Annotated in this window: 7 protein-coding genes; 4 read left to right on the top strand and 3 right to left on the bottom strand. The window is 39.5% G+C overall.

The window, feature by feature from the left end; all coding sequences use genetic code 11:
- Positions 1-78: 78 nt before the first annotated feature.
- The 3 genes from GJB62_RS29545 to GJB62_RS29535 form a co-directional block, all read right to left on the bottom strand.
- Positions 79-3,381 carry a type I polyketide synthase gene (locus GJB62_RS29545; RefSeq protein ID WP_114080672.1) on the bottom strand — a complete coding sequence of 1,101 codons (3,303 nt, stop codon included), beginning with the start codon at positions 3,379-3,381 and terminating at the stop codon, positions 79-81.
- A 163-nt stretch (positions 3,382-3,544) separates the two neighbouring features.
- Entirely contained in the window at positions 3,545-10,738 is a 7,194-nt protein-coding gene (locus GJB62_RS29540) for a type I polyketide synthase (RefSeq protein WP_114080673.1), read from the bottom strand.
- Positions 10,739-11,398: 660 nt separating this feature from the next.
- Positions 11,399-11,665, bottom strand: coding sequence for a hypothetical protein (locus tag GJB62_RS29535; RefSeq protein WP_114080731.1), 267 nt, complete (start codon positions 11,663-11,665; stop codon positions 11,399-11,401).
- An 843-nt stretch (positions 11,666-12,508) separates the two neighbouring features.
- Between GJB62_RS29535 and GJB62_RS29530 the strand changes: the two genes are divergently transcribed.
- From GJB62_RS29530 to GJB62_RS29515, 4 genes are all read left to right on the top strand, one after another.
- Complete coding sequence (locus GJB62_RS29530) at positions 12,509-12,832, top strand: hypothetical protein (RefSeq protein ID WP_114080674.1); 324 nt, start codon at positions 12,509-12,511, stop codon at positions 12,830-12,832.
- Between the two features lie 296 nt (positions 12,833-13,128).
- Positions 13,129-14,334 carry an ABC exporter membrane fusion protein gene (locus GJB62_RS29525; protein WP_114080675.1) on the top strand — a complete coding sequence of 402 codons (1,206 nt, stop codon included), beginning with the start codon at positions 13,129-13,131 and terminating at the stop codon, positions 14,332-14,334.
- Between the two features lie 150 nt (positions 14,335-14,484).
- Complete coding sequence (devC, locus tag GJB62_RS29520) at positions 14,485-15,657, top strand: ABC transporter permease DevC (RefSeq protein WP_114080676.1); 1,173 nt, start codon at positions 14,485-14,487, stop codon at positions 15,655-15,657.
- 134 nt (positions 15,658-15,791) lie between these two features.
- Positions 15,792-16,496 (top strand): DevA family ABC transporter ATP-binding protein, encoded by a 705-nt coding sequence (locus tag GJB62_RS29515; RefSeq protein ID WP_179075255.1) that lies wholly within the window; start codon positions 15,792-15,794, stop codon positions 16,494-16,496.
- Positions 16,497-16,834: the final 338 nt, after the last annotated feature.

Genomic DNA, 16,834 nt, shown 5'->3' with positions numbered 1-16,834 from the left:
CCCCTTGTCTTACTAAGCTTGATTTTGCACCAATTATTTATTCAAATAATCTGGGTACTTTGCTGCTTTAGATGATTATCATTCAAACAACTTTTGATAACAAGCTATTTGCAACTGAATGATCGTGCTAATTTGCTTTAGTGACTCCTGTCGCGCTTGTAAAAAGACAGCATGAGCTTTGGTCATCCTGGAAGCATTCTCACTCAGTTTTTGATAGTAAGGACTGTGTGAATTGAGCAAATGGGGTTCGTCAACAACGCTGGAAGTTTTCAAACTAGGGGTCAGAGCGAATTGATTCTTTTCCTCTTCTGTTACCCAATTTTCGTTAATTTGTAATTTTTCTACAGTTTCATTGCGTTCTTGTAGCAATAACTGAGTAGGTTCGCTGCCATTTTGAAAGTTAACTTGCTCTTGGAGAGTTTCTAGATTTCTAGAGGTGTTTTCAAGACTTTTGGTAGGATTGGGAAGCAAAGAAGAATTCATTTGTGCAAATTCCTTTAATTCTGATAGTTGATATTGCTGCTGATTAACAGTTTTGATGGGATATCTAAAAGAGATATCTTCAAGGATTTCGTGATTTTTTTTATTCAAAGATGTGTAACTAATCTTGCTATTTTGCAAGGTTATAGTTCTCACGTTAGACTGACTTTCATTGGAAACTTCTGGTTCTTGAGAATATAATGGTGATAAATCTAGTTCAACTCTATGGCTAAGGAGTTTTGCTAAGGCTTTGATAATAGAAGCATGATCGTCTACACCTCTTTTATTAAGAGATACTGTGATCTGTTCTTTTGCCTTGAGGGTTTTATCAATCCATCTGGAACAGTTACTACCAGCACCTACTTCGAGAAATATTTTGAAGCCATCTTCATAGACACGGTTAATTAGCCGAGGAAAATTAAGCTGTTGACAGATGTTTTGAGCAATGTTGCGAGCTATTGAATCACTGTCGAGGTCAATTGGTTTATACTCGGCTGTGGAATAAAAAATAGTTTCTGATTTATTTTGGCTAGGGAATGTATTTAATCTCACAAGTTCATGGTATTCAGAGCGCATTGCCTCGCAATGGATGACATGGGTGAAGGGAGCAAGAAAAGCATCACAATTTAGATTGGCAATTACCCGCTTACAAGCTTCTATCTCACCAGCAATCACGACTTCTTCTGGAGTATTAATTAAAAGTAAATAGACGCGATCTTCATCTTGGATGGCTTCCTGAACACGAGATACTGGACAAATAAGAATATAGTTGCGCCAAAAATCTCCGCTTTTATCATCCTCTCCTTGAGGTAATCCCCAATACTCGCGCACAGCATTTTTGGAACCAGATAGCCTTGTCTTAAACAGAGGAGATGAGTTAAAGCTCTTACTATTATCTAGAAACTCAGTCCAGACACCTTGAGCCAACATCATGCTAATCTCGCCCAAGCTATAACCAAAAGCACATTGGGGCTTGATCTGAAAATAATTGCTCAGAGTTGCCGTCAAAAGTGTAGCAAAGAGCATTTCTAATTCGAGTATTGCTACTGAATCGTTAATCAATTCCTTTTCAAGTGCTTCCAGTTGCCTATTTGAAAATTTTTCTAAACTTCGAGGGTAGACAAGTTTTTCTACATTCGCGAGACGGTTGTAACCACTTTTGATGAGCAGCTGATCATAAAGTTGAGGAAATAAACGAAATAGATTCCGACCTATTCCGAGATAAGCACTAAAGGCTGCTGGATAAACGAAAGCGATTTTACCTTTTTGCCCAAGTGGTTTTGCTGTAAAATAGCTGCCTAGAGGAGTTTGCCAGTCTTTACCTGTCTTGAAGGCATCGGGAATACCTTTGAGGGAGTGCTGAATTTCGCGCTGCAATTCATCTTGATTGTGTCCGAGAATTGCTACTGCATAAGTTGCCTGTTGATGCTGTTGAAAAGTTGCAAAAGTCATACTAGCAGCAGCAGCTAGGGAAGAACAATCTTTAATGGTTTGTTGAAGATTGCGGATTTCTTCTAATAGAGTTGATTGCTCGTCAGATGCGATCGCAAACACATAGTAAGGCATTTGCTCTAAATACCTGCTGTTGTGATGTTGCTGATATACTTCCTCTGACAAAATTAAATGTGCATAACTTCCATCTATCTCCATCCCGTTAATCGCAGCTATTCTTCTAGTAGCTCCTTTTTCTAAAAACCAGGGTTTTGATTCACAAGCGACATAAAAGGGACTATCTCGCCAAATCTCTGGCATTTTAGGACCAGACCATTGGGGAACTGCGGGAATGTAACGATGATACAGGCAAAGTGCTGTTTTAATCAGGCTAACTATCCCCGATGCAGCATAGGTATGACCTATATTTGCTTTAATACTCCCGATCGCACAAGTTAAATTTGGCTCAAATGTGCGATAAGCTGCGAGCAACCCTTGAATTTCTGACTCATCTTGCTGGGAAATTCCACTACCAACAACTTCCAAATAGTTGATATCTCTTGGTTTGATATCTGCAAGATGAAAAGCCTGTTGACAAGCCTGGGCTATCATTTCAGAATTTGGAACCGTGAGAGGGTGAATTTTAGATTTTGAATTTTCCACAAGACTAAGAGCGTCAATCGTTGCATATATGCGATTGTTCTCTCGTTTTGCTGTTTCGTGGAGCTTCAATACTACAGCCCCCGCACCCTCTCCGACTATCCAGCCATTGGCTTTCTGGTCGTAACTGAGAGTATTCACACCTGTGTTAACTTTTGTTATTTCATTTCGTTGTAAAACACTAGCGCCATCCCCAGCAAGGTCAATCGCACCGACTAAAACAGCGTCTACTTCTCTGATTGCAAGTAGCTTTTGGGCAAGCTCCAAGGCTTTAAAAACAGAATTTTGTTCGGCAATTAATGTGAATGTCGGTCCAGCAAAATTCCACAGTTTGGAAATATAATTAGCTAGGCTGTTTTCGATGTAGTTGGTATATTCATTATCTTCAAGTTGCTCTTTTTGTTGATGCAGAGTTAGGTCTTTAGTACTAGCAATTATTATTGCTATTCTCGTACTTTTACGAAGTGCCGCATCTTTTAGAGCATTATCGGCAACCTGAAGCATCAACAGTTCTTGAGGGTTAAAATTGTCTACTTCTTCTGGTGGTAGTTCTAAACTGAAAGCATCAATTTCAAAATCTTTAATGTATGCACCTAATGGTGCTACACCATCGGGAAAACTGTAGTTTTTCAACAACTGTTGTTGTGCTTCTATTGCTTGCCATCGCTGAGGAGGTCTGGAAATAAAATGCTGAGTTCCCTCATAAATACTGCGTTCAAAGGTATCTAATCCCTTGCAGCCGCCACCCAAATAGCAATCCATCCCTACAATCGCTATTTTATGAATTTTATTTGGTGCAAATTCTTCCATCACCTACCTCCTCAAGCTGATGTATATATTTTGTAAGAATTCAGGAGTCAGAATAGTTAAAGAGTCAGAATAAAATTTGGTGAATCAATCATATTAGATTCCTTCTAAGTCTGACTTCTGACTCCTTAGTGCTGAATTCTTATGACATTTTTCAGTTGCCTATTTAAATTTCATCTAGTTGCTTGGGTAAAATAGTTCCCTTAGCACCAAGCATTCGGGTATATATTTTCCCTTGCTGATTATGGGCGATGACATCAACAACTAAACTCGATTCTGTCTTTGATTTTATTTCACAAGAAACGTAAAATATTTCATCAAATGGAACGGCAGCAAACTGTTCAAAAGTCTTGATTTCTGAAGGCAAACAAGCTACCTGATAAAAATGCTGTGCCCAAATCCAAAATGCATGAATCTGCACATCTGCAATGTAGGGATTGAATGTTTGGACTGGGAATTGTCCTTGTTGTCTTTCTCCAGGCTCTGGCAAGTAGCATTCTATGGTGATCTTGTCCAGAGTGGCATTTAAAACAGATTTTACACCTTGAAAGGTAAATCCGTGAAATAAGCTAGCTGCCCCATTTTGATAAAGTGATGAAGTCGTCGCGGTGATTTTATGATCCTGGCTTAAGTTCATAAATTCGTGTGTTGGGGCAATAAGAACTTCCCGCTTCAATTTCATCTGACTACTAAAATGATAACGGATTTTACCTTCTGGAGTTTTACTCCAGATTTTGGCATCAAAATCTATTTCATTGATATCATGTTTAGCAATTTCTTGCAATTCTAAAGTGTATTCAGTTGCTAAATTTTCATCAAATATTAGTCCCTTCAAAACTTTATAGTTTGTACAACTGAAGGCTTTATAACCAGGATAGATTTGTTCGCAAGCGTTAGCAATCCAAAAGAGTCCACAAGTCGCGGGGAGAACTGGATAACCAGCAATTACATGATCTTGTAAAAATGGATTAGCTGCTAATGTTAGTTGCCTCTGAATCCGAAAAGTTCTCAACTCGCTTGGTAGCTGTTCTGGGATATAAACTAAAGGGCTACCAATTACAACTTGCACAGTTTCTTGATTGGTGTTAGCTAATTCATCAACTAACATTTCTGTACCAATATCAACAGGAATAGTCTCGATATTCCGTTCAGCAAAAGCTTGCTTTAATTCAGGAGAAACCATACCACTATCCCAAGGGCCCCAATTAATCGCTACCACATGAGAATGGGGATGGTTGCGTTTGACAAGATGGGCTGATTTGTTGAGAATTTCATTAGCGATTGCATAATCTGACTGTCCCACGTTTCCGTAGAAACCAACTACAGAAGAAAACAGGACTAAATAATTCAGTTGGCTAGGTGTTACACAGCGCAACAGGTTTTCTAGACCTTTAACTTTGGCTGTGTAAACTGTTTCAAAATCTTGGACTGATTTTTTCTCAATCCGCTTATCAGCTAGATTTCCAGCCCCGTGAATAATTCCTGTTACCGGGCCAAAACGCTTGACAGCATTAGCAACTTGCTCCTGAAGTGCGATCGCATCAGTCACATCAACATTCAAATATTCAGCCTTTCCACCCGCCTGGTTGATAGCTTGTAACGTTGTAGCAATTTCGCGACTAGATGAAATAGCGTTAAACTTTTTCTGCACCATTGCAGGTGTGGGTTTTTCGCCTTTGGCGAAGAAATCCTCCATAATCCGCTTTTTCAAATCTGCTTCGCTTAAGTAACCTTCAGTCCATACGGGTTCTGGATCGGCGGCGGAACGACCCACCAAGATAAATTTGCATTGATAACGCTGTGCTAGTTTAATCACACACTGAGCCGTTATCCCTTTCGCACCGCCACTTACGAGAAATACTTGGGATTCGGCATTAGGGATGGGGAAAACGTTGGAGGAAAAAGTGCTGGCTGCAAAGGGGATTCCATCGATTTCCTGCTCTCTATTTTTTTGCTCTTCCTGTTCACATACTAGAGTTACTCGCTCTTGTGAGTTATATCCCACTTCCACGACTAATAGATTTGGGTCGTGAAGTTCGGCGAAGATATGCTGTGCTGATGTTTCGGCATCTAAATCAGGACTGAGGTCGATCGCTCGACAAAATACAGATTCCCATTCCTGGTTCAAAGTTTTGGTGAGTCCGAATAGTCCAGCGCCAATTGCACCGAAGTTGGTTTTTTGCCCTAGTCCGAATTCACCATCCAGACGAGCCACGGTTATAAAACTACTACGTCTTTGAAGTGCTGCTTGATTGAGTGATTCTTTGAGATATTTGGCGATGAGAAAGACATGGCGAAGGATGGCTTTTTCTGATTCCAGATAGCGAACATGGTTACTTATATCGTCGTGAGTGGAAGGATTCAGATGGATAAATGTAGCTATTTGTCCATAGTTAGTAGCGATCGCTCCTAACTGTTCTTGCAAATGCTCCTCACTCAAATCTGCAAGCACCACACGGCTAATGCCTTCAGGTAACGGAGATTGTTTAGCAATCACGGTTGAAGGAAAAGTTAAGACAACGGTTTTCCAGCCGCGTTTGAACAGAGTCTCAGCTAGTTTCGCCGTAGTCAGAGAACCATCATCGGTAAGCAAGGCGATATGGTTATCGGGTAATGTGAAATCTAAAACATCAGGTTCGGGAAGATATTTGAGTCTGACAGGACTACGAAAAATTGAGGATTGGGGATTGGAAATTGGGGAAAACTCTTCTCCCCTGCTCCCTACTCCCGGCTCCCCGACTTCTTCCCCAGTCCCTAGTCCCTTTTCTATATGTGCAACAATTTGTCCAAGGGTATGTAATTGAGCCAATGCTTCTGAAGTCAGCTTGGGTAAATCCGGGTATAGTTCTAGCAACGCTTCGAGAATTTCCACAAGTTTGACAGCATCAATTCCCAAATCTGTCTCTATATCCATCGACAAATCTAACATTGTCGTCGAATAGCCTGTCTTTTCACTAACGACATTGAACACAATGTTAGTAAGCTCTGGAGATGAGGGGGATGGCGGGGATGAGGAAGGTATTGCTGTTACTCCTCCATTTCCCTCATCTCCCTCATCTCCCTTATCTTCCCCATCTCCCTCTGCTCCCTGCTCCCTGCTCCCTGACTCATTTGGGGCGTTGACAAAGCCCACCGCAGGTATCGCATCAGAAATCTCAGATGCAATTTTCCCCATATATTCAGCTATTTGAGCCAGCGTGCGTAGCTGTCCTACTTCTTCGGGATTCGGCTTGGGCAAATCGGGATATAGTTCTAACAAAGCTCCGAGAATTTCTACACGTTTGATCGAATCAATCCCCAAATCTGCCTCTATATCCATCGTTAGCTCTAACATCTCCGTTGGGTAGCCTGTTTTATCACTAACGACGTTAATCAGAGTTTGGCTCAGAGCGGCTTGATCGATGATTACTGGCGGGGGTGGGGGTGCAATCTCTACAGGTGCAGTATTCTCCTTTAATGGAGTAATATCCAGAAATGCTGTTGCTTGATGATGTGCGCCATTACCATTACCATTTGTGCCGTTACCATTAGTTGAAACTGGCTCAGATTTAGTGGCAAATCCGTTACTCGGCAAAGCAACCGGTGCAGTCTCCCGAACAGGGTTATCTTCTTCGACTGGTGGAGCTACTGGACTTGGTTGATAATTGACTGGCGGTATCAAACTCTGTTGATTAGTATTGCTGGGCGACGGTTGATAATTTCGCTGAAGCAATTGGAAAAAGTTGTTAGTGTATTCTTGCTGATAGTTGAGATATTGCTCATGGATACGGAGACTATCAGTTTGATGCTCGTGAAACCGCATGATGCTGCGCTCTGAACTGGAGACTACCAGTTGCTGTGTTTCTGTATGTGGTTCGCTGAATTTACTATTTCCCCACAACGCATGTTGTTGCTCCATGAGTTGGAAGAAGGTTTTAGTATATTCTGTCTGATTGTTTAAAGATTGTTCATGAACCTGCAAGATTTCATGTTGATTGCGACTGAAATCAATCAGGGAGTATTCTAAGTTATCTATAGCTCTTAAATAACTTAGAGGAAGTTCTGAACTAGGTTGCAAAGACTTGATATCGAGTTGATCTGATTGCCCGTTTTGCACAGATTTCACTCCACCTTTGACTGTTACTTTCTCTGCTGAATGAGAGGGGTTAGCTGTTACTGAGTGAGGTTTATTGCCATTTGCAAAGGTAGATTGACCGTTGACAGCTACCTTCTCTACGGAATGAGAGGGGTTAGGTTTATTGCCATTGCCAACAGTGGATTGACTGTTAACTGATACCTTCTCTGTGGATTGAGAAAAGTTGGGTTTATTACCGTTCGCAACGGTGGGTTTCACTTCATGCCCATTTTGCATAGCTTTTTCAAAGGACTGCTTGGTTTTATCTGATACAAAGTTGGTGCTATTTAAACGGACATTCAAGAGCTGATTTGGAGAAGCTTCTGGGATTTTATACTCCAGTTGATAGGGGTCTAAGTTTTGCAAAGGTAATCCAGCAACGCGCAACTGTAGAACAGCTTGGCGCAAAGTGCGATCGCTATCTTTGAGATGACTAGCATTTAAAGCTACAGCTAAATGAGGGCGATCGCCCAGGATATCTTTTACCAAGTTGGTAAGAACGCTTCGCGGCCCAAATTCAATAAAGCAGTAACCGCCTTCAGCATAAATATTTTCAATTTCTTGCTTAAACAGCACCTGATTCTTTAGGTGATCTTTGAGGATTTTTTGAATGACTGGCGGCTCATTTGGGTAACGCTTCCCGGTAACATTTGTATAAACCGGGATTTGTGGCTCATTAAAAGTAACTTTCTCAATTGCTTTGGCAAAGGGTTGCTGTGCATAAGCCACTAATGGAGTGTGAAAAGCTGCGGAAACTCCCAACAAAATGCTAGAGAACCCTTGAGTTTTCAGAGCCTCCTGTACATTAGCAATTTCAGCTTTCGTCCCTGCTAACACCATCTGATTTGGAGAATTCAAGTTAGCAATGGTGACTTGCGGGAAATTCTGAATTAGTTCTGTAACCTGATTTACATCCCCTTTCACCGCCAACATCGCTCCCGCATCCAATAGAGGATCTTTTGGTGCAGCCATCGCTTGACCTCTAGCTTTGACCAAGAACAGGTAATCTTTCTCACTCAAAACTCCCGCAGCCCACAAAGCAGTCAGTTCTCCAAAACTATGTCCAGCCACGAAATCTGGCTTAAACCCAGCTTGTTGCAATATCTTGTACAAACCAGCGCTAAAAGCTCCAATGGCTGGCTGTGCATATTCTGTTTGCTGCAACGCCTTCATCTGGGCAGTCTTTTGATCTAGATCAAACACAGGGTTCGGGAAAACAACCTCCGAAAGGGGCTGCAAACCGTCTTCGCGTAAAAGGTTATCAATTTGAGCATAAGTCTGCCCCAAGTCAGGGAAGTTGATCGCGAGTTCCCGACCCATTTCTAAGTATTGCGAACCTTGCCCAGAAAATAGGGCAACCACCTTCCCCTCTGTTTCTATGCCAGTTTTGCGATAGTAAATTCCTTGGGGATATTCCCATGATTCTGCTTGCAGTTTGCTTGTGAGCAAGTCAATACTTGTTTGCAGCAAGTTACAAGCTTGAGTGAGAGAATCAGCAACAAACCCAAGTCTGGCATTTGTAACCGGAATTTCTAAAGATTGAGAAGCCGCAATCAATTCTGTATAAAGCTGTTCTCCCGTATCAGATTGCAATTGCTGTCTAATTTCTTGAATGCGCGATAACAATTCTTCAGGTGTTGACGCAAATAGCAACACCGACTGAGAAGGTTTGTGTAAACGATAGGGTTGCTGATGTTGACTTGTGTATTCTTCCAAAACGACGTGATAATTTGTGCCACCAAAGCCAAAAGAACTTACCCCTGCACGTCTTGGTTGGTCATCGCCGCTAATCCAAGGTCTGGTTTCGGTATTTAAATAAAATGGGGAACTATCAATATCTAATTTAGGATGCGGTTTGGTGACATTAATCGTGGCTGGTAATACTTTGTGGTGTAAAGCCAAAGCCGTTTTGATTAGACTTGCCGCACCCGCAGCAGCTTTTGTATGTCCAATCTGCGATTTGACAGTTCCAAGAGCAATATGTTGTTTTTTGGGATTGTTCTCGCCAAAAACTTCTTTTATAGATGAGAATTCGGCGGGGTCTCCAGCCATAGTACCAGTGCCGTGTGCTTCAATCAAACCAACACTTGTAGGCGAAAATCCCGCATCTTCGTAAGCACGATGTAAGGCTCTCATTTGACCTTCTGGACGCGGTGCATAGATGCTTTTATAGCGCCCATCGCTAGAAGTGCCAATACCTTTGATGACTGCATAGATTCGGTCATTATCTCGCTGGGCATCTTCAAGGCGTTTCAGGACTAACATTCCCACACCTTCGCCTAGCATCATCCCATCAGACTCTGCATCGAAAGGTTTGACATTCTCACCTTGGGAAACAGCAGGAGTTTTGCTGAAGCACATGTAGGCCATAATTGAGTTGTCGGTGTCAACTCCGCCAGTGATCATCATATCGGCTCGATGCTCAGTTAGCTCACTAATTGCCATTTTGAGGGCACCCAATGAACTCGCACAGGCGGCATCGACTACACAGTTAGTCCCGCCCAAATCTAGGCGGTTAGCAATTCTTCCTGTAACTACGTTTGCGAGCATACCGGGGAAGGCGTTCTCATCCCACTGCACATAAGCACTTTTGATTTTCTCAATGATTTTTTGTGCATCTTCATCAGATAAGCCACTGCCTTTGAGAACTTTTTCCCAGATTGGGTACTGCATTCTCGCAGTCAGAGGAACCGCCAACTGCCTACCTAGTGCCACACCTAAGATTACACCAGTACGTTGGCGAAGGCGATCGTAGATATCGCAACTAAACTGTCGAGATTCGCCGTAACCTGCATCTTCCATCGCTGCTTTCGCAACAATCAAACCTAGCAATTGCGATATATCTGTAACTTCTAGGCTGTTGGGTGGCAGTCCAAATTCCATCGGATTGAAATTGACATCCGGGATAAATCCGCCTCTTTTACAATATGTTTTATCTGGTGTTCTGGGGTTAGGATCATAATAATCCTCTACACTCCAACGCGAAGGGGGAACATCAGTAATACAATCAACTTTATGAATTATTTTTTCCCAATATTCCTGTAAATTTTTTGATTGGGGAAAGATAGAAGCCATCCCAATAATTGCAATATCTGTTTTTTGCTGAGGTCTATTTATTTCGCTGGTTAACGGTGCATTCTCAACCATAACTTTTTTCACCTGTATGAGCTTGAGTAGAGCCTGTTCACAATTGCTAACTTCTTCTTGCAACTGCGCTAAAACAGCTTCAATTCTAGAAGCAGTCATGACTTTTTCTTCACTATTAGATTTTTGAGATGTAAAGATGATAATAAAATTACCATCTCTACAAATAGAGAAAGACGCGATTATTTTTTAGGTAAGGCTAGGGGCTATTGATGGTAAGCGATATGCCTTTACTTGAGGTTCAGAAGCCATAAACAAAACTTCAAGAGATTTTAGTGAGGATATCCTGAAGTCTAAATGTAGAATTCAGATTTATTTTGAGCTAAAGAATTGCTCTAAATTGGAAATGGCTTCAACATTACAACATAAGTTGTTAATCAGATATAAATTGGATGTTTTCATCCAGCTAACATCTTAACTTATCAATTGTAGTTAATATTAGGCTGTTTAATTCTCCATTACAATTGATATACAACTTATATACAACGGTATCGCTCTTGAGAGGTAAAATGTTATTGGGCATAATTTATTAGTCCATTTCAATAACGGTACTAGTAGTCTGTCAGCTCGAACTCTTTTTTTGTCTCTGACTCTGTGTTCTCTGCGTCTCTGTGGTTCATCTCATTACATTTGCTGGGTAAATAAGTTTGTAGTTAGGCTTTTCTAAGCACTTTAATGATTAGTGCGAACCCTCAAAAATAGCTTAGAAAAGTGCATTTTCTGATTGCAATTGGGTAAATAGATCAGAACCTACATATAAACTTATACAGAATCATTCTCGGAATTAAAATTGTCATCTGTCTTATTACTTATCGCCTGGTTTTGAGCAGCAGCTAATAGCTTTTGCTCAAGCCTACTAATACTAATTCCCAGCTCAGAAGCTTTTTTTGTTTTCCACTCTTCTAGCTCACAATCATGTTGATTGAGCCATTCACGCACGGCAACGCGGGCCATCTCAGCTTTGCGAAGAGTCTGGCGAGCTGCATGAAAAATCAGTCGCTGGTTATCAAAGCTTGGCAATGAGAGCATGAATCGCTGTAGTTTCATTTTATCTAGGGTCTTTAGGGGGCGATCGCTGTTACTCACATAACTATTAGAACTCTTTTCAATTAGTATGTCACATAACAAAAATACATTACTCGAATTGCATACAAATTGCATATATCTTCAATTTAGCAATCACAGCTTGCTCGAAAAAATACTGAGAAAAAGTATTAAAATATCAACAACATTAGCCTCTTGTTAATTTATTTGCTTATTGAAAAATAGAGATAATAGCCAATTAAATAAGCTAAGTAACCGTGAGGTAATGCTATAGTTTTTACATCTATCCAAAAGTCGATTTATTTTTTTTAAAGATTATGTATTAATCAATAAGACATTTTTTAAGGATTTTTATTCTTAAAGAAGTAATTCTGTTTGCAATGTAACAATAACCACTAGTAACTATATCTAAAGAATGAAAAACACTAGCGGACAACAGACCCATCATCAAGCAAAGAGTTATTTTGATATGCTGAGTAAGAGCGAGGACATAACAGTGTTAAAAAGTGATCAAAGATCGCAATTATTTCTCATAAATTTTATCGATGATATTGCTAGCTATTTCTATTCACAACTGTTGCATATAGATTGCAATTGAGTATCAATCGGTTTATCGTAAGTGATTAAATAATGTAATTCAATACTGTTTGTTTAAGAAGGCGGAGAGATACATGAATAGGGAGAATATAAATATAAATTCACCTGATTGCTGGTCACTCTATACATTCGTAAACGCGCAGTATGACAATGTGATTTAATGCAATGATCCGTATTGTATGAAGCCTTCTGCATAATTAGACTGTCACGAAAATATAAGGGTTTGCTGGTATGAGACTATCTGAGCTAGATCCACTCATCCCGCTAATTGAGTTAAGAGAAGAACTCCTGAAGCTACCAAAAGGCTACTCATTTTATGAAGATGAACTGGTAGATTTTTTATCTCGACGAAGATGGCCTGAAAGTAATCGCCGCATTGATCGGACAACTTTCTGGCGGTGGAGAAATGACAACGGCATTGAACATCAAAAAGTATTTAGTCGATTGGATATCTTGAAACTCTGCCAAATTTGCGACCACTATCGCATAGATGGAACTCGCAACGAATATCTGGCGATCGTTAAAAGTAAAAAAGAGGCAGTTCTTAACAAATAAAGCTACCTCTGGCTAGATACATAAAGTACCAAACGGCTTCATCCAGAGTTGATTTACTAACGGATTGATGGATCAATATGATTGATGTTAGTAATATCTAGCTTTGGAAGCTCCTAACCCCCCCCTCTCGTGAAGGGGGGCTTAATTCACTAATTCAAAATAGTCACTTTTACCCGCTTCAAGCTGAATTAGAGTGTTCATCTTGGCATGATATAAGGTCTAATTTCATCTCTGCTATTTCTGAATAATTTGGAAAGACCTTGTTCTCAGACATCGCTAATTTGGAATAGGTAATTATGGTACAAAAACAAAAACATTCATTCATTAAACCATTCATTAAACCTGTATTTTGGTGGCCAGTTATATTAGCAACTACTATGACTGTAGCTACTGGTGCAGCCTCTTTCTATACCTTTTCACGATTTCAGTTGTCCTCGAAAGTACAGCCTATAGCTACCCCACGTAGTTCTCCTAAAAGGACTACTATTGCAGCATTAGGACGTTTAGAACCTCAAGGAGAGGTTATTCGTCTATCGGCTCCAGAGTCCCAAGGGGGTGTTAGGGTAACAAAACTTATGGTAAACAAAGGAGACAGAGTACGACAGGGGCAAGTAGTTGCAATGCTTGACAGTTACTTTCCTCGTCTTGCAGCTTTAGAAAAAGCCCAACAACAAGTCTTAGTTGCTCAAGCTAGTCTTAACCAGGTAAAAGCTGGCGCAAAAGCTGGAGATATATCTGCACAAAAAGCAACCATTGCTCGTTTAGAAGCTGAGTTGCGCGGAGAAACTTCTGCTCAAGAAGCAACGATCGCTCGCTTACAGGCTGATTGGCGGAATGCTGAAAGCGAAAATCAGCGATATCAGCAGTTATATAAAGATGGTGCGATTTCAGCCTCCGACGCAGATACTAAACGTTTGCGAGTCGATACAGTTCAACAGCAACTCAATGAAGCTAAAGCTTCTCTCAAGCGCACTATAGAAACTCTTCAAAAGCAGTTAATCGAGGCCAAAGCCAGACTCAAGAGTATTGCTGAGGTTCGTCCTACCGATATAGCAACAGCACAAGCTGATGTTGAAAGTGCATTAGCCTCAGTTAACCAGGCTAAGGCAGAGTGGGATTTAAGTATTGTGCGATCGCCCATAACCGGGCAAATCATGAAAATTAATACTTGGCCTGGAGAAATTATCGGCACTACAGGAATAGCTGATTTAGGTCGCACACAACAGATGTATGTGGTAGCAGAAGTCTATGAAACTGATATTAAAAAAGTCCGTATCGGTCAGTCGGCGATTATTACTAGCGATGCTTTACCAGGGAAATTACGAGGAAAAGTTACAGATATTGGTTTACAAGTTGGCAAACAAAATATCTTTAATAACAACCCTCAAGCAGACACAGATAACAAAATAGTTGATGTAAAAATTCGTATTGATAATCTTCAAGATAACCAGCAAGTTGCTGGTCTGACTGATTTACAGGTAGAGGTAATTATTGATATTTAGAACTTCTCAAGAAAGCTTTGTTAACTCATTGAACATCCCTACCCTACCTAATACTAATTCGTAATTGGCTACGCTTTAACAGAAAATCCTTGATTTAAACAAAGCATTCTTTCTTAATTTAGTCTAATTTTCATCTTTGAGGTTTACTAAATGATTCTCAATATCCCCTTAGCTTGGTTACAATTAGCCAGACAAAAAATTCGCTTTCTTGTAGCTTTAGCTGGGATTGCTTTTGTTGCAGTTCTCATGTTTATGCAAATTGGTTTCCAAGCTGCTCTTTATGACAGTGCTACGCAGTTGCATAAGAATCTAGAAGGAGACTTATTTTTAATTAGTGCCCAATATAAATCCTTAACATCAAATCAGAGCTTTTTTCGTTCGAATTTATATCAAGTATTAGGTTTCGATAGTGTAGAATCAGTTAGCCCTTTATATGTACAATTTGCCAAATTTAAAAATCCCAACAATGGTTTAAAATTTCCATTATATGTGCTGGGATTTGACCCAGTTAAATCAGTTTTTAAATTTCCAAATATTGAAGAAAAACTTGATTTAATTAGAATTCCTAATGTCGTTTTGTTTGACCGCGATTCTCGTCCCGAATTTGGAGCGATCGCTAAAGATTTTGAACAAGGTAAAGTTATAAAAGTTGAAATATTCAGCTATACTGGATTAGTTGGTTACAAAGTTAAGATTGGTGGTTTATTTCGCCTCGGACCTTCTTTTGGTGTTGATGGGAATTTAATCGTTAGTTCTTCAACTTTCCTCAGAATATTTCAAGACCGTCCGGCACAAAAGATAGATATAGGATTAATTAAACTCAAACCTAATACCGACCAACAAAAAGTTTTTGCAGATTTATCAGCCAAGTTACCCAAAGACGTAAAAGTAATTACTCGCAAAGATTTTATTGCTTTGGAAAAAACTTATTGGTCCCTTAGAACACCCATTGGATTCGTGTTTAATCTGATGGTATTAATGGGGTTTGTTGTTGGTGTGATCGTTGTTTATCAAATTCTTTATAGTAATATTTCTAGTCATTTAACTGAATATGCAACCTTAAAAGCAATGGGATTCAAAAACAAATACTTATTAAGTGTAGTTTTTCAACAAGCTTTAATCTTAGCATCTCTAGGTTATATTCCAGGTTTGGCTATATCTATAGCCTTATATGATATATCAAAGAATGCTACTAAATTACCAGTTATTATGAGTACAGATAAAGCCATTCTAGTATTAATCTCAGCAACATTAATGTGCTTAACTTCTGGATTCTTATCTACAAACAAACTCCGAAATGTAGATCCAGCCGATATTTTTTAATTTTACATAGCAGTCCGCTTTAATTTCTGTTCGTGCAGCGCAAGTGCGATAGATAGTTAATAGACAATAAAGCTCTTTGAGTTGTACCTAGCTTCGCAAAAATCAAATATGAGTCATATATATCTGAGAAAATCATGAAAACAAAGTTTATTGTGAATATTAGCGATCTGAATCACTACTTCGGCGAGAAAAAAGTACGAAGTCAAATATTATTCGATATTAATTTTAATATCAAATTTGGAGAAATTGTGATTATGACTGGGCCATCAGGTTCAGGAAAAACAACTTTACTAACTTTAATTGGTGGGTTACGGTCTGTCCAAGAGGGAAGCCTTAAATTTTTAGGTCAAGAGCTTTCTGGAGCTAGTAACGAGCAATTAGTTAAAGTACGCCGCCACATTGGATATATTTTCCAAGCTCATAACTTATTAGATTTCTTAACAGCCAGACAAAATGTTCAAATGTCGCTAGAATTACACAAAAATATTTCTGAATGGGAAGCTCGCAGTAAATCAGAAGCTATACTAAATGCGGTTAAATTAGAGAATAGAGTTAATTATTACCCATCTGATCTCTCAGGGGGACAAAAACAACGGGTAGCAATTGCTCGTGCTTTAGTAAGCCATCCAAAATTAGTTTTAGCTGATGAGCCCACAGCTGCTTTAGACAGTAAGACAGGCAGAGATGTTGTCACCCTAATGCAGAAATTAGCTAAAGAACAGAATTGTGCTATCTTAATGGTCACTCACGACAACAGAATTTTAGATATTGCCGATCGCATAATTCAGATGGAAGATGGTTATCTGGTCAAAGAGGTTTGTCATCTACCAAATGGATGATAACTAAATACCTGTAAAATCTGAATATGCCTTTAGGAATACTAATTTAGTTTAATTTTGGTACAATTATCCAGCAGAGAAGTACAGGGTAAAGAATTTGTATTAGTTATTATAGTGAAACAATATTCCTTAAGTCTAGAATAAGACACATCTAGAGTATGAAGTTATAAGTTATAAGGTGAAATAATATTGTAGAGTATTTTTAAATATACTCTTATTTTTTGCGATCATTTAGCTGTTTAACTTTATAATATGTATCTAAAAATAAATAAAAAACCAATAAAAATATAAACTCATCAAAAAATCCAAAAATCGTTGTACTTATTAGGATTGGTACG

Source organism: Nostoc sp. ATCC 53789 (assembly GCF_009873495.1).
Classification (GTDB): Bacteria; Cyanobacteriota; Cyanobacteriia; order Cyanobacteriales; family Nostocaceae; genus Nostoc; species Nostoc muscorum_A.
Note: the sequence above shows the minus strand (reverse complement) of the source record. Positions and strands in the feature narration are given on the sequence as shown.

Excerpts from the sequence above, each read along its gene's own strand:
- GJB62_RS29525 (WP_114080675.1), top strand. The coding sequence starts at position 13,129 with ATGGTACAAAAACAAAAACATTCATTCATTAAACCATTCATTAAACCT.
- GJB62_RS29535 (WP_114080731.1), bottom strand. The coding sequence starts at position 11,665 with ATGCTCTCATTGCCAAGCTTTGATAACCAGCGACTGATTTTTCATGCA.
- devC (WP_114080676.1), top strand. The coding sequence starts at position 14,485 with ATGATTCTCAATATCCCCTTAGCTTGGTTACAATTAGCCAGACAAAAA.
- GJB62_RS29540 (WP_114080673.1), bottom strand. The coding sequence starts at position 10,738 with ATGACTGCTTCTAGAATTGAAGCTGTTTTAGCGCAGTTGCAAGAAGAA.
- GJB62_RS29545 (WP_114080672.1), bottom strand. The coding sequence starts at position 3,381 with ATGGAAGAATTTGCACCAAATAAAATTCATAAAATAGCGATTGTAGGG.
- GJB62_RS29515 (WP_179075255.1), top strand. The coding sequence starts at position 15,792 with ATGAAAACAAAGTTTATTGTGAATATTAGCGATCTGAATCACTACTTC.
- GJB62_RS29530 (WP_114080674.1), top strand. The coding sequence starts at position 12,509 with ATGAGACTATCTGAGCTAGATCCACTCATCCCGCTAATTGAGTTAAGA.